At 71.1% G+C, this 14357-nt stretch carries 11 protein-coding genes; 4 read left to right on the forward strand and 7 right to left on the reverse strand.

Annotated features, from left to right (window positions below; genetic code table 11):
- Positions 1-792, reverse strand: a complete 792-nt coding sequence (locus HT134_RS29355; protein ID WP_175603689.1) for a DeoR/GlpR family DNA-binding transcription regulator — start codon at positions 790-792, stop codon at positions 1-3.
- Positions 789-2087: a family 4 glycosyl hydrolase gene (locus tag HT134_RS29360; RefSeq protein WP_175603690.1), complete on the reverse strand. Its 1299-nt coding sequence runs from the start codon at positions 2085-2087 to the stop codon at positions 789-791. Before HT134_RS29360 ends, HT134_RS29355 begins: the two co-directional genes overlap by 4 nt.
- Positions 2088-2550: 463 nt before the next feature.
- On the opposite strand from HT134_RS29360, the gene chvE reads away from it, so the two are divergent.
- The 3 genes from chvE to mmsB are packed head-to-tail and all read left to right on the forward strand — an operon-like array spanning position 2551 to position 6502.
- Positions 2551-3681 carry a multiple monosaccharide ABC transporter substrate-binding protein gene (gene chvE, locus HT134_RS29365; protein WP_175603691.1) on the forward strand — a complete coding sequence of 377 codons (1131 nt, stop codon included), beginning with the start codon at positions 2551-2553 and terminating at the stop codon, positions 3679-3681.
- Positions 3682-3703: 22 nt separating this feature from the next.
- Positions 3704-5233, forward strand: a complete 1530-nt coding sequence (gene mmsA, locus HT134_RS29370; RefSeq protein ID WP_175603692.1) for a multiple monosaccharide ABC transporter ATP-binding protein — start codon at positions 3704-3706, stop codon at positions 5231-5233.
- 6 nt (positions 5234-5239) lie between these two features.
- On the forward strand, positions 5240-6502 hold the full coding sequence (gene mmsB / locus HT134_RS29375) for a multiple monosaccharide ABC transporter permease (RefSeq protein WP_175603693.1): 1263 nt from the start codon (positions 5240-5242) through the stop codon (positions 6500-6502).
- Positions 6503-6561: 59 nt separating this feature from the next.
- Here the strand turns inward: mmsB and HT134_RS29380 are convergent, their stop codons facing one another.
- The 5 genes from HT134_RS29380 to HT134_RS29400 all read right to left on the reverse strand — a co-directional run bounded on the left by HT134_RS29380 (position 6562) and on the right by HT134_RS29400 (position 13017).
- On the reverse strand, positions 6562-7386 hold the full coding sequence (locus HT134_RS29380) for a carbohydrate ABC transporter permease (RefSeq protein ID WP_175603694.1): 825 nt from the start codon (positions 7384-7386) through the stop codon (positions 6562-6564).
- Complete coding sequence (locus tag HT134_RS29385; protein ID WP_175603695.1) at positions 7383-8270, reverse strand: carbohydrate ABC transporter permease; 888 nt, start codon at positions 8268-8270, stop codon at positions 7383-7385. The genes HT134_RS29380 and HT134_RS29385 overlap by 4 nt, the downstream gene beginning before the upstream one ends.
- On the reverse strand, positions 8270-9601 hold the full coding sequence (locus tag HT134_RS29390; protein WP_217708518.1) for an ABC transporter substrate-binding protein: 1332 nt from the start codon (positions 9599-9601) through the stop codon (positions 8270-8272). Before HT134_RS29390 ends, HT134_RS29385 begins: the two co-directional genes overlap by 1 nt.
- Before the next feature lie 68 nt (positions 9602-9669).
- Complete coding sequence (locus tag HT134_RS29395) at positions 9670-11790, reverse strand: alpha-galactosidase (protein WP_175603696.1); 2121 nt, start codon at positions 11788-11790, stop codon at positions 9670-9672.
- Positions 11791-11970: 180 nt separating this feature from the next.
- Positions 11971-13017 carry a LacI family DNA-binding transcriptional regulator gene (locus HT134_RS29400; RefSeq protein WP_175603697.1) on the reverse strand — a complete coding sequence of 349 codons (1047 nt, stop codon included), beginning with the start codon at positions 13015-13017 and terminating at the stop codon, positions 11971-11973.
- A 163-nt stretch (positions 13018-13180) separates the two neighbouring features.
- Here HT134_RS29400 and HT134_RS29405 point away from each other — a divergent pair, with 163 nt between their 5' ends.
- On the forward strand, positions 13181-14182 hold the full coding sequence (locus tag HT134_RS29405; protein WP_217708519.1) for a CAP domain-containing protein: 1002 nt from the start codon (positions 13181-13183) through the stop codon (positions 14180-14182).
- Positions 14183-14357 lie beyond the last annotated feature (175 nt).

Genomic DNA, 14357 nt, shown 5'->3' on the forward strand with positions numbered 1-14357 from the left:
TCAGCCGACGAGGTCCACCTTGAGGCCGCGCTCGCGCAGGAGCGCCACCGTCGCCGGGTCGGCCGACTCCCCGGTGATGAGCAGGTCCACCTCCGTCAGCGGGCAGACCGGCGCCATCTCCACCTTGCCCAGCTTGGAGGAGTCGGCGACCACCACGCACCGCCCGGCGGCGCGCAGCATCCGCTGCTTCATCTCGGCGTCGGGCAGGTTGACGTTGGTCACGCCGGCCTCCGGGTGGACGCCGCCGCAGCCGAGGAAGACGAGGTCGGCCCGGATGCCCTCCAGGACGCGGGTGGCGAGCGGGTCGACCAGGGAGTGCTGCTGGCGGCGGAGGCTGCCGCCGGTGACGACGACGGCGAAGCGCGGCAGCGCCGGCTCCAGCTCCAGCGCGGTGCGCAGCCCGTTGGTGAACACGGTGACCTCGGTGAGGTCGGCGCGGGCGACCAGCTCCCTGGCCACGTACGCCGTGGTGGTGCCGGCCCCCATGAGCACGCTCTCCCCCGAGGCGACCAGCCTGGCCGCCGCCTTGGCGATCAGCGCCTTCTCCACGGCGGCGGTGCCGAGCGACAGCTCGAAGGACGGCTCGACGCGGGGCGGCGACCCGGCGGCCACCGCGCCGCCGCGCACCCGCCGGACCCTGCCCTGCTCCTCCAGCGCGTCGAGGTCGGCCCGGACGGTCACGGTGGACACGCCGAACGCCTCGGCCAGCTCCGCGACCCGGGCGAACTCCTGCTCCATGAGCAGCCCGAGCATGCGCTCGCGGCGCACCTCGGTCGGCATGGACTCCGTCATCGGCGGATCGCCTCCGGCAGCAGCTCGCCGTGCGCCTCGATCAGCTCGTCGCACAGCTCCTCGATGGCGGGCAGGGGCAGCGTGGCGGCGGTGTTGGGGTCGAGCATCGCGGCGTGGTGGACGTGCCGGCGATCTCCGTCGAGCACCGCCCGGACGGTCAGCTCGACGACGTTGAGGAACGTGCGGTGCAGCGCCACGAGCTGGACCGGCAGGTCGCCCACGGGCCGGGGGTGCAGGCCCGTGGCGTCGGCCGTGGCGGGCACCTCCACGCAGCAGTTCTCCGGCAGGTTGCCGATCAGGCCGCCGTTGCGGACGTTGACGTAGACCTCCTTGCCGCGGCCGGTCAGCATGGCGAGGATCGCGGCGGCGGCCGGCTCCTGGTGCTGCCAGCGGATCAGCAGCGGCCGGCCGGCCGCCAGGGCGCGGCGCGTCTCCTCGTAGGCGTGCATGTCCTTGCCGAAGCGGCGCAGGAACTCCTCCATCGGCACCCCGAGGCGCTCGGTCTCGGCCTCGTGGCGCATGAACCACGGCACGTACTCGGCGGCGTGCTCGCTCGACTGCGTCGGGAAGTAGCCGAAGCGCCGGTACATCTCCATGCGGACGTGCCGCCCGAGGTCGGGGTCGGCGGCGAGGGCGGCGTCCAGCTCGGGGTAGAGGGACCGGCCGCCGGCCTCGAAGCGCAGCACGAACGACTGGTGGTTGAGCCCGGCGCTGAGGAACGTCACCTCGTCGAGGTCGCGGCCGAGCAGGTCGGCGAGGTAGGCGTGGGTGTCGCAGACGGCGTGGCACATCCCGGCGAAGCGCTCGAACCCGGTGGCCTCGTGCACCGCCCAGCCGATCATCGCCATGGGGTCGCTGCCGTTGAGCAGCCACGCCTCGGGGCACAGCTCGGCCATCTCGTGGCCGAGCCGGACGAAGAACGGGATGGAGCGCAGGCCGCGGAAGACGCCGCCGATGCCGATGGTGTCGCCGATCGTCTGGCGCAGGCCGTAGCGGCGGGGGATCTCGAAGTCGCGCAGCGCGGCCTCGAACCCGCCGCGGTCGACATGGCTGATCACGAAGGCGGCGCCGTCGAGCGCGCGCCGCCGGTCGGGGCAGGCGGTGATCCGCGCCGCCGCGCCGGACTCGGCGTCGAGGGCGCGTACCAGCGCCTCGGCCGTCGCCAGGTGGCCGGGGTCGTCGTCGTGCAGCACGATCTCCAGGCGGCCCTTCAGCGCGGAGGCGAGGAACAGGTCGGAGACCACCCTGCGGATGAGGTCGACCTGACCCGCGCCGACGAAGACGATCCGAGCCATGCTCACCTCCCGCCCGCTCGTGCGCGCAGACTACGGCACGCGAGGCGGACGCGCACACCACACCCTACGGACTCCGGGCGGCGCGGGCCCGGCCGGAGGGGGTCCGGTGTTCTCGCTCACATGGCAAACGCCGCCCACCGAGGGGTCCGGCACGCCGGATCGGCTGCGAGGACAGGGATGACAGGCCGTTTACCTGGGACAAGAGCGTCCCAGAATGTGAATGGTCTGTTTCCGAGACGTTATCGCACACCGTTGACAGGCAAATTGTTAGCGATAACACTCAAGGCCCTAGGCAAGTTGTCGTCCACAACAATCATGCAGTGGGGTGGGACGAAGTGCCACAAATCGGACGTATCCTACCGCGCAGGTCGATGCCCGGCACCGGGCTCGCGGCCTTCCGCCCGGCACGTCCGAGAGGGACGGCATCCCCTTCGCGTACGCGCAACCTCGCAAGGAGACACACATGAGATTCGGACGGATCGCGACGGTCGTCTCAGCCCTCGCACTCACCGCAACCGTCGCGGCGTGCGGATCGAGTGAGAAGACGATCGACAAGGAGGCCGCCTCCGGCACCACCAGCGGCGCCCTCATCGGCGTCACCATGCCCACGAGGTCCTCCGAGCGGTGGATCCACGACGGTGAGAACGTCAAGTCCAGCCTGGAGAAGCTCGGCTACAAGGTCGACCTCCAGTACGCGGAGAACGACATCCCCACCCAGGTCAACCAGATCGAGAACCAGATCACCAAGGGCGCCAAGCTGCTGATCGTCGCCTCGATCGACGGCACCGCCCTGACCACGCAGCTCCAGCAGGCCGCCGACAACAAGATCCCGGTCATCGCCTACGACCGCCTGATCCGCAACAGCCCGAACGTCGACTACTACACGACGTTCGACAACTTCAAGGTCGGCGTCCAGCAGGCCACCTCGCTGCTCGTCGGCCTCAAGCTGCTCAACGCCGACGGCTCCGCGGGCAGCGCCAAGGGCCCGTTCAACGTCGAGCTGTTCGCCGGCTCCCCCGACGACAACAACGCCACGTTCTTCTTCAACGGCGCCATGTCCGTGCTCAAGCCGTACATCGACAAGGGCACGCTCAAGGTCAAGAGCGGCCAGACCGACTTCAAGACCGTCGCCATCCTGCGCTGGGACCCGGCCACCGCCCAGAAGCGCATGGAGGACATCCTCACCAAGACCTACTCCGGCGACACCAAGGTCGACGGCGTGCTCTCCCCGTACGACGGCCTGTCGATCGGCATCCTGTCGGCGCTGAAGTCCAACGGCTACGGCACCTCCGGCCAGCCGTACCCGATCGTGACCGGCCAGGACGCCGAGCTGGCGTCGGTGAAGTCGATCATCGCGGGCGAGCAGTACTCCACGATCTTCAAGGACACCCGTGAGCTGGCCAAGGTCACGGTCACCATGGCCGACACCGTCCTCAAGGGCGGCAAGCCCGCGGTGAACAACACCAAGGACTACGACAACGGCAACAAGGTCGTCCCGGCCCAGCTCCTCGAGCCGATGATCGTCGACAAGAGCAACTACCAGAAGGCCCTGGTGGACACGGGCTACTACACCGCCGCCCAGCTCGGCGGCTGACGCCCCTCGGGAAGGACCTTCGATGACCGATGACATCCTGCACATGCGGGGGATCACCAAGACCTTTCCCGGAGTGCGCGCGCTCCACGAGGTGAACCTCTCCGTACGCCGCGGCGAGATCCACGCCATCTGCGGCGAGAACGGCGCCGGCAAGTCGACGCTGATGAAGGTGCTGTCCGGGGTCTACCCGTTCGGCAGCTACGAGGGGCGGATCGAGTTCGACGGCGAGCTGTGCCGGTTCGGCGGAATCAAGGACAGCGAGGACGCCGGCATCGTCATCATCCACCAGGAGCTGGCGCTGTGCCCGCAGCTGTCCATCGCCGAGAACATCTTCCTCGGCAACGAGCGGGCCAGCCGCGGGCTCATCGACTGGAACCGCACCAACCACCAGGCCGGCGAGCTGCTGCGGCGCGTCGGCCTGGAGGAGAGCCCGGTCACGCAGGTGGCCGACATCGGCGTGGGCAAGCAGCAGCTCGTCGAGATCGCCAAGGCCCTGTCGAAGAAGGTGAAGCTGCTCATCCTGGACGAGCCCACCGCGGCGCTCAACGACCAGGACTCGGCCCACCTGCTCGACCTGCTGCGCGGCCTGCGCGACGAGGGCATCACCTGCGTGATCATCTCGCACAAGCTGAACGAGATCATCGACATCGCCGACTCGATCACCATCATCCGTGACGGGCAGACGATCGAGACCCTGGAGATGGCCGGCGGCCAGGTGACCGAGGACCGGATCATCTCCGGCATGGTCGGCCGCGACCTGGACCACCGCTTCCCGCCGCACGAGCCGAACGTCGGCGAGGAGGTTCTGCGCATCGAGGACTGGACGGTGCACAGCCCCTCCCAGCCCGACCGGCGGGTCGTCTCCGGGGCCGGCCTCACGCTGCGGCGCGGCGAGATCGTCGGCCTGGCCGGGCTCATGGGCGCCGGCCGCACCGAGCTGGCGATGAGCCTGTTCGGCCGCACCTACGGCGTCGGCATCTCCGGCCGCGTCTACAAGGACGGCCGCGAGGTGCACATCCGCAACGTCCAGGACGCGGTGAAGCTCGGCATCGCGTACGCCACCGAGGACCGCAAGCGGTACGGCCTCAACCTCATCGAGGACATCAAGCGCAACATCTCCTCGGTCAGCCTGGGCCGGCTCAGCCGCAACGGCTGGGTCAACGAGAACGAGGAGTACCGGGTCGCCGACGAGTTCCGGCGCAGCATGAACATCAAGGCGCCGAGCGTGCAGAGCGTCGTCGGCAAGCTGAGCGGCGGCAACCAGCAGAAGGTCGTGCTGTCGAAGTGGATCTACACGGATCCCGACGTGCTCATCCTCGACGAGCCGACCCGCGGCATCGACGTCGGGGCCAAGTACGAGATCTACACGATCATCAACCAGCTCGCCGACGAGGGCAAGGCCGTCCTGGTCATCTCCTCGGAGCTGCCGGAGCTGCTCGGGTTGTGCGACCGCATCTACACGCTGTCGCAGGGCCGGATCACCGGCGAGCTGCCGCGCGAGGAGGCGACCCAGGAGCGCCTGATGTACCACATGACCATGGGACAGGAGTAAGTCCGGATGAGCAGCAGTACGACCCCCGCCGATCTTGAGGCGGGCCCGCGACGGGACGCCAAGGGCGAGCCGCCCGGCCGGCTGAAGCTCGGCGGCCTGTCCATCAACATCCGCCAGAGCGGCATCTACATCGCGTTCGCGCTGATCGTGGTGCTGTTCTCGGTGCTGACCGACGGCGCCCTCCTGCAGCCGCAGAACATCTCGAACATCGTCGTCCAGAACTCCTACATCCTGATCCTGGCCATCGGCATGATCCTGATCATCATCGCCGGGCACATCGACCTGTCGGTCGGCTCGGTGGTGGCGGTCACGGGCGCCGTGGCGGCCGTGCTCATGGTGAACTACGGGGTCCCCTGGCCGCTGGCGCTGCTCATCACCCTGGTGGTGGGCGGCCTGATCGGGGCGTGGCAGGGCTACTGGATCGCCTACTTCGGCATCCCGTCGTTCATCGTGACGCTCGCCGGCATGCTGCTGTTCCGGGCGCTCACGCTGACCGTGCTCGGCAACCAGGGCATCGGCCCGTTCCCCGACGCCGTGCGCACCCTGTCGAACGGCTTCACCGACACCTACCTGGGCAACGTCGGGCTCGGCCCGCTCGGCGGCGCCGACGTCTTCAGCCTGCTGATCGGCCTGATCGCCATCGCCGGCATGGCCGCCGCCCAGTGGCGCACCCGCGCGGCCCGCGCCGGGTACGGCCAGAGCGTCGACCCGCTGCCGGTGTTCGTCCTGAAGATCGCCGCCGCGGCGGTGCTCATCATGGCCGTGGTGGTGCAGCTCGCGCGCTTCCGTAACCTGCCGTGGGTGCTGGTGCTGCTGGCCCTGCTGGTGCTGGGCTACTCGCTGCTGGCCAACCGGTCGGTGTTCGGCCGCCGCATCTACGCGGTCGGCGGCAACCTCCAGGCCGCGGTGCTGTCGGGCATCAAGGTCAAGTCCGTGGTGTTCTGGATCTTCGTCAACATGGGCGTGCTGGCGTCCATCGCCGGCATCATCTTCGCCGGCCGGCTCAACCAGGCCGGTCCGACTGCCGGCAACTCGTTCGAGCTGGACGCGATCGCCGCGGCGTTCATCGGCGGCGCGGCCGTCCAGGGCGGCGTGGGCAAGGTCGTCGGCGCGATCACCGGCGGCCTGATCATGGGTGTGATCAACAACGGCATGTCGCTCATCGGCTCGCCGAGCGAGCGGGTCATGCTGGTCAAGGGCATCGTCCTGCTGGCGGCGGTCGCCTTCGACGTGTGGACCAAGCGGCGGGCGGGCGCGGGCGCGCGCTGATCCGTCGCACCGGGTGAGGGGCGGGCCGTCCGGCCCGCCCCTTCCCATGTCCGGGCGGCTCACTTGACCGCGCCTCCGGTGATGCCGGAGATGATGCGCCGCTGGGCCACCGCGAAGACCACCAGCAGGGGCAGGCTCATGAGGATGATGTACGCGAAGATCAGGTGCCAGTTGTTGAGGTAGAGACCGGCGTTGGCCACCTGGAACAGGTTCAGCGGCAGCGTGTCGAGCCGGCCGCCGACGACGAAGAAGGCGTAGAAGACGTCGTTCCAGACGTACAGGCAGATGAGGATCGTCGCGGTCGCGAGCACCGGGCGCAGCATGGGCAGGATGACGGAGAAGAACACCCGCACCGGCCCGGCGCCGTCCATGCGGGCCGCCTCCTCGATCGACAGCGGCACCGTGCGCACGAAGCCGGTGACGAAGAAGACGACCGTGGACAGGTAGATGCCGACGTAGACGCCGATCATGCCGACGGCGCTGCCGGCCAGGCCGAGCTGCCGCAGCAGCAGCACGATCGTCACCACGGCCGGGGGCAGCACGATGCCGCTGATCGCGCAGGCGTACAGGACGGCGTTGAGCCGGGTGGCCCGCCGGGCCAGCACCCACGACGCCATCGAGCCGAACGTCAGCACCAGCAGCACCGACGGCGCGACGACCAGCACACTGCCGAGGAACGCCCTCGGCACGTCCCCCTGCTCCCACACCCGGGCCAGGTTCTCCCAGAGCAGCCACCGGGACGGCAGCGACAGGTCGGGCGACAGGGCCTCGCCCTGCGACTTGGCCGCCGTCACGACGACCAGCCAGAGCGGCACGCCCATGACGAGCACGACGAGGGCGACGACGGCCGGCGGCCGCAGCCGGGCCGCGATTCCACGCGTCATACGACTTCCTCCCTCTTGCGCAGGACGCGGATGACCGGGAAGGCCAGCAGCGCCACCATGAGGAACAGCACCAGGCTCATCGTGGTGGCCTGCGCGAACAGGCCCTGGCCGAAGGTGCGGTAGATGAAGATGTTGAGGATCTCGGTGCTGCGGGCCGGCCCGCCCCCGGTCGTGGCCTGGACGATGTCGAAGCCGTTCATGGAGCCCAGCAGCGCGGTGGCCACGTTGAACGTGACCGCCGGCGCCAGCAGCGGGAAGCGGATCGACCAGAACGCCTGCCATCCGGTGGCGCCGTCGATGCGGGCCGCCTCGGTGACGTCCTCGGGGATCGTCTTCAGCCCGGCCAGGTAGATGAGCATGGACAGGCCCATCCACTTCCAGGCGTGGATGAGCGCGACGACGACCAGTGTCCAGGTGGTGTCGCCCAGCCAGGGGATCGTCACGCTCGTCCCGAGCACGCCGCCGAGCAGGTCGTTCAGGCTGCCGTCGGGTTTGAGCAGCGCCTGGAAGACGTAGCCCACCGCCAGCGCCGACATGAGCACGGGGACGAGGAACACCAGGCGGGCCGCCCGGTTGAGCCAGGTGTCGCGCTCCAGCAGGACGGCCAGGCCGAACCCGAACAGGTTCTGGAACAGCGCGACCAGGACGGCGTAGACCAGCGTGACGCGCAGCGCGCCGTACAGGGTGCCGTCCGACAGCAGGTCGGCGAAGTTGTCCCAGCCGACCGGCCGGATCTCGCTCTTGAAGCTGGACCAGTCGGTGAACGCGTAGACGAAGTTGAACAGGGTGGGCAGGAAGAAGAAGACGAACAGGATCGCGAAGGCCGGCGCCAGGAACCACATGGGGTGGGTGCGGCGCCCCGCTCCGGCGGGTGCGGGCCGCATCAGAAGCCGGAGGCGCCGGCCGCCTTGGCGAGCTGGGCGAACTGCTTCTGCGTGGCCGCCGCCACCTGCTCGGGCGTGAGGCTGCCGGTGATCATGTCGGCCAGGTTGAGGTACAGGTCGGGGTTGGCCACGGCCAGCGCCTGCATCGACCCGACCGAGCCGCCGAGGGACTTGTGCACGTCGAGCAGCGCCTGCGGCACGCCGGCCGGGGTGGGCACGTCCGTCTTCAGCGACACGGTCTTGCGGGCGGTGACGAACTCCTGGTAGCCGGGGCCCATCCAGTACGCGAGGAGCTGGCGCGCGGCGGCCTCACGCCTGGCGTCGCCGGTCCTGAACGCCACCAGGGCGTTGGACTGGTCGGGGATGAACGTGCCCACGTTGCCGCTCGGGGAGATCGGGAAGAAGCCGATCTTCTTGTCCAGCTCGGCGGTGTCGGCCTTGGCCTGGAGCTGGCCGAAGAAGGAGTTGACCTGGACGGCCATCGCGGCCTTGCCGGACAGCAGCGCCGCGCCCTGGTCCTCGAAGGTGGCGGTCTTGATGTCGGCGTTGAACAGCCCCTCGTCGATGAGCGACTTGTACGTCTTGATCGCGCCGACGATGGTCCGGTCGGCGAAGGTCTCCTTGCCGGTGTTGATCCGGTCCCAGAGGCCGTCGCGGGCGGCGTCGGCGAGCTGGACCTGCACCCACCACTGGGTCGCCCACTTGTCGCCGGCCATCTCGAAGAACGGGGTGACGCCCTTGGCCTTGAGCTTGCGGGCCGTCTCGACCAGCTCGCCGAAGTTCTCGGGCGGCTCGGTGACGCCGTTGGCCGCGAAGACCTCCTTGTTGTAGTAGACGCCCTCGACGGCTGGGCTGGTGATGAGCGCGGCGTAGCGGGTCCTGTCCAGCAGGCCCGTGATGTCGCGCAGCTCGGGCGACATCGACGGGAGCCAGGGGGCGTCGTCCAGCGGCTGGAGGTTGGCGCGGGCGTTCAGGGCGGTCAGCATGGACGCGGTGGGCTGCCAGAAGGCCAGGTCCGGCTTGTCGCCCGTGGCCACCTTGGTCTGCACGCCCTGTTCGTACGGGTCGGGGATGGTGACGACGTCGACCTTGGCGCCGGTGGCCTTGGAGAAGGCGGCCGTCACCTGCTCGGGCACGGTGGTGCTGTTCTGCGCGGCCCAGATGGTGAGCGTGACGCCGTCGAGCCGGCCCGTCGGGGAGGGCCAGGCCGCGGGGGTCGCGTCCCCGGCCTGGGCGGCCGGGCCGGAGGCCGGGTCGCTGCACCCGGTCAGGACGAGCAGCGCGGTGGCCGCGGCCGTGGCGGCGGTGGTGAGGCGCGGTGCCAGGTTCACGGTGTGGTTCCTTTGTCCGTGTCCGGCACCATCGTGCCGGACAATCCCATGGGGGGGCAGATGGGGTTTTACTCGGGACGGAGCTCGCGGAGCTCGATGACGCGGGCGGTGGGGGCGGCGACGGTCGTGGTCACGGTCAGCTCACCGGTCGCCGGGTTCCAGGAGTGCTCCCAGCCGGGCGCCTGCCGGGGATAGGCCACCCGTACCCGGACGTCCCAGCCGGCGAGGTGCGGGAACGACAGGACCACCCTCTCCTCCGCGCCGGGACGTCGCCACACGCCCACGTGGGTGACCGCGCCGGCGCGCAGGCCGAGCGCGCACCACGGGTCGTCCCAGCGGGGCAGCCCGAGCGGCCAGCACGGCGCCGACGACGCCACGTCCGGCCGCAGCGCCCGGTGCAGCCGCACCCCGTCGCGGACCAGGGCGAACCGCTCCGGGCTCATGGCGTGCAGGTTGCCCGACAGGTAGAGCCGGCCGAGGACGCCGGTGCACATCGTGAACGCGACCTCCTCGTCGGTCATCTCCGGCTGCGGGTAGGCCCAGTTGGCGGCCTGCTCCGGCGGCATGGCGAGCGGCGCGGCCACGGCGATCGGCGGGTAGCGGAGGAAGTCCTGCTGGTCGCTGGTGGACTGGAGGTTGAGCCGCGACAGCATCGCGAAGTCCATCCGCATCGCGCCCGAGGCGCAGTTCTCCAGCACCAGTGCCGGATGCCGGTCGAGGACGCCGTCGAGCCAGGCCAGGTGGGCCCGGTTGTGGGCGAGCAGGCCCGCGCCGGCGCTGGTGGCGTCCACGTCGGTGCCCGCCCCCGGGTTGATGTTGTAGTCGAGCTTGACGTAGCCGACGCCCAGCTCCCCCACCAGCCGGTCCACCACCTGGTCGAGGTGCTCGACGGCGGCGGGGTGGCGCAGGTCCAGGTGGTAGCGGCCGTGCTCGACGACCCGCTCGCCGCCGCGCTGGAGGAACGCCTCCTTGGGCAGCTCGTCGGCCATCGGGCTGCGCACGCCGATCACCTCGGGCTCCAGCCACAGGCCGGGGGTCATGCCGTGGGCCCTGATGTGCCCGAGGACCTCCTCGATCCCGCCGGGGAAGCGGGTCCTGGACGGCCGCCAGGCGCCGACGCTGTCCCACCAGTCGCCGTCCTCGTCGTACCAACCGGCGTCCACGCAGAACACCTCGGCCCCGGCGGAGGCGGCGGCCTCGATCAGCGGCAGCAGCTTGGCGGTGGTGGGGTCACCCATGAGGGTGTTCATGTAGTCGTTGAAGACGACCGGCAGGGTGTCGCGGTCGGGGTGCGGGCGGCGCAGCGCGCGGCGGTGCGCGGTGAGCGCGGCGACGGCGCCTTCGAGACCGTCGGCGCGCGGGGAGACGGCCACGGAGACGGGGACCGTGGTGAACGACTCGCCGGGGGCCAGCGTCTGGCTCCACTGGTGGTCGAGGTCGGTGGGGCCGCTCGCGGCGACGTACACGCCGTCCCGGCGGGCGCCCAGCTCCCAGCGCCACGCGCCGTTGTGCTCGATCTGCCACACCCACGCCTCGCCCGTGCGCCGGTCCACCAGCCCGCCCATCGGCACGTGCCGGCCGCTCGACCAGGTGCCCGAGCTGGTCAGCGCGAACGCGCCCCGGCCGTGCTGCCCGTGACCGTCCAGCCCGAGATCCGGGACCAGCTCGCCGAGCGGCCGCCGGGTCCAGCGGCCCTCCCCCAGCCACTCGCTGTCGGCGTACAGGACGTCGAGGTCGCCGGCGTGGCGGCCCGGGAAGCCCGCCGCGAACGAGCTGACGCCCAGCAGCAGCACCGGCGCCGTCCCCTGGTTCGTCACGCGGACCCGGGCCTGGCAGGCGGACACGCCCTCGTACGAGCGGAGCGTCAGCTCGGCGGCCAGGCCGGTGCGGTCGTCACGCAGGGCGATCCGCAGCACGTGCCGGCCGCCCTCCCGCGACTGCTCGGCCCCGGCGTACCGCAACCGGCAGCCCACGGCGGTCTCCGAGAGCCGCTGCGACGCCCGCCGGCGACCCTCTCCGGGGACCAGCACCTCCACCAGGGGCTGCGCCGGCGCTCCGTCCCCGCCCGCCGCCCCGCCGCCAGGCGCGGCCAGCGTCCGCAGCGCCACGGGCCGGTCGGGGTGGATCTCCACCACCGCCGTCAGGGCGTCATGGCCCCAGCGCAAGGTCTGGATCACGTCAGCGGGCATGGGCACATCTCCTCAGGTACGGCCTATGTGACCGGTCACATGCATCCCGTTGGCGTAAGTGTGAGCGGTAACACGCACCCAGAGGAACCCTCCTTTGCCGGATTGTTACCGGCCCATGTCGATGGACGCAGGTGCAGAGGAAGGCACCGACGAGGACGGCGCGGCGGCGGGGTGGGAGGGTCAGCGGGGAGGGGCGGTGGACTCGCGGATGATCAGGCGGGGCGGGGTCAGGGTGAGGGTGGGCTGCGGCCGGCCCAGGAGTTCGGCCACCGCCGCCCGGAAGCACGCCTTGCCCAGGCCCGCGAAGTCCATCCGCACCGTCGTCAGCGCCGGCGTCCAGTACGCGGAGCCCGGGATGTCGTCGAAGCCGACGATGCTCACGTCCCCCGGCACGTCCCTGCCCGCGTCGTACAGGGCCCGGCGCACGCCCTGCGCGATGTCGTCGTTGCCGCACAGCACGGCCGTCACCTCCGGGTCGCCGGCCAGCAGGCGCCGGCCGGCCTCGTAGGCGCCCGCGACGTCCCAGCCGCAGTCGATCACCTCGGGCACCGGGGCGCCCGCCTGGCGCAGCGCGTCGTGCCAGCCGGCGTGGCGCCCGCCGGAGCGGCCCTCGGAGGGGATCGCCACGTGATGGACGGTGCGGTGACCGAGCCCGAGCAGGTGCCGGGTGGCGTCGGCGGCGGCGCCGCGCTCGTCGAGGGCGATGGCGACCCGGCCCGTGTCGGGGGCGGCCGGTTCGGTCGCGGCGACCGCGGGCACGTGCGGGGGCAGCGCCTCCAGCACCGCCGCGCCCGACGGGTCGAACGCGATGACCACCACGGCTCCCGCGCTGGGGTCGCTGACGTAGTCGACGGTCTGCTTGACGTCGCCCGGCCCGTCGGACTCGACGACGCGCACCCCCACGGCCATGCCCTCCACCCGGGCCGCCTCCTCGATGCCCTGGAGCGTCGAGGCGTAGCCGTACAGCATGGTGTCGGACATGACGACGGTCACGCCGTGGGCGCGGCCGAGGCCGAGGGCGCGCGCGGCGCGGTTGGGGCGGAAGCCGAGCCGGTCGATGGCGGCGAGCACCGCGGCGCGGGTCGCTGAGCTCACCCGGGGCGAGTCGTTGAGGACGCGCGAGACGGTCTGGTGGGACACGCCCGCGGCGGCGGCGACGTCGCGGATGCTGGGGACGGCCCCGCCACGGGCGGCCGCGCGCGCCTCACGCCGGGGGCTGCTGGTCACGATCACATCGTAGGCCGCTCCGGTCCGCGCCGTGGACCGCCCCTCGCGCCTCGCTGATCTCTTCTGGTCACCCCAATATCCGGAATTTCATGACAGGGGTGTCAGATCTCGACAGAATGCGGAGTCCATCCAGCCTTACCGCAAAACTGGAGGGAAACCCCATATGCGTAGACCCCTAGGGGTACTCGCCGGCCTCGTCAGCGTCGCGGCGCTCTCCGCGCCCATGGCCACCGCTCACGCCGAGTCGGTGTCCCTGGCCGCGTGCCGGCTGACCGTGAACGAGCCCACCCTCAGCACCGCCGGCCGGATCCAGGCGTCCGCCGTACGGGAGGACTGCGCCCGTCCCGGGCTGGTCCGCGTCCGCATCCTGCGCGCCGTGCCGGGCGACGACCCGGTCGTCAAGAGCGCCGCGGCGCGCGGCCGCGTCAACCGCGTGACGGTCGCCATGGCGTGCGCGCCGGGCACCTACTACGCGACAGCCACCGACTACCGCGGCAACAGCGGCAAGTCCAAGCCCGTCAAGCTGACCTGCTCCCCCACCGGGACGCCGTCCCCGTCGCCAACCTCGAGCTCCATCCCCACGGCCACCGCGACGGCGACGGCGACCGCGACCGGGACGCCGACGGCTTCCCCGTCCCCGAGCGGGACCCGCACCTCGTCCCCGAGGCCGACGCCCACGGCCTCCCCGTCGCCGAGCCGCACGGTGACCGCGACGCCGACCCGCACGCCGACCACGAAGCCGACCCCCACCTCCACCTCGACGTCCGGCACGGTCGGCAGCACGGAGGAGAACGAGGTCGTCCGGCTGACCAACGCCGAACGGGCCAAGGGCGGCTGCCAGCCGCTCAAGCACGACCCGCAGCTGCACAAGGCCGCCTACGACCACTCGGCCGACATGGCGGCGCAGAACTACTTCAGCCACACCTCCAAGGACGGCCGCAGCTTCATGGACCGCATCCGCGGCGCCGGCTTCACCGGCGGCACGGGCTGGGCCGAGAACATCGCCATGGGCCAGCCGAGCCCGGCCTCCGTGGTCGAGGCCTGGATGAACAGCTCCGGGCACAAGGCCAACATCATGAACTGCAAGTACACCCTCATCGGTGTCGGCGCGGCCAAGAACTCCAAGGGCCAGATCTACTGGACCCAGGACTTCGCGGCGCGCTGACCGCCCCCACCCCGAAGGACGCCCCGCGACGGCACTCCGTCGCGGGGCGTCCCGTCTTCCGTGCGTGCCGTCTTCCATACGTGCCGTCTTCCATGCGGGCCGTCCTCCCGCCCCGGGCCGGCCGAGTTTGCCCCGGAACCGCGCGGGCAGCACTTCACCTGCGGAAACATGAGGG

The organism is Nonomuraea rhodomycinica, assembly GCF_013363995.1.
Lineage (GTDB): Bacteria > Actinomycetota > Actinomycetes > Streptosporangiales > Streptosporangiaceae > Nonomuraea > Nonomuraea rhodomycinica.

Coding starts and splice junctions, on each gene's coding strand:
- HT134_RS29360 (WP_175603690.1), bottom strand. CDS start 2,087: ATGGCTCGGATCGTCTTCGTCGGCGCGGGTCAGGTCGACCTCATCCGC.
- HT134_RS29380 (WP_175603694.1), bottom strand. CDS start 7,386: ATGACGCGTGGAATCGCGGCCCGGCTGCGGCCGCCGGCCGTCGTCGCC.
- chvE (WP_175603691.1), top strand. CDS start 2,551: ATGAGATTCGGACGGATCGCGACGGTCGTCTCAGCCCTCGCACTCACC.
- HT134_RS29385 (WP_175603695.1), bottom strand. CDS start 8,270: ATGCGGCCCGCACCCGCCGGAGCGGGGCGCCGCACCCACCCCATGTGG.
- HT134_RS29395 (WP_175603696.1), bottom strand. CDS start 11,790: ATGCCCGCTGACGTGATCCAGACCTTGCGCTGGGGCCATGACGCCCTG.
- HT134_RS29355 (WP_175603689.1), bottom strand. CDS start 792: ATGACGGAGTCCATGCCGACCGAGGTGCGCCGCGAGCGCATGCTCGGG.
- mmsB (WP_175603693.1), top strand. CDS start 5,240: ATGAGCAGCAGTACGACCCCCGCCGATCTTGAGGCGGGCCCGCGACGG.
- mmsA (WP_175603692.1), top strand. CDS start 3,704: ATGACCGATGACATCCTGCACATGCGGGGGATCACCAAGACCTTTCCC.
- HT134_RS29405 (WP_217708519.1), top strand. CDS start 13,181: ATGCGTAGACCCCTAGGGGTACTCGCCGGCCTCGTCAGCGTCGCGGCG.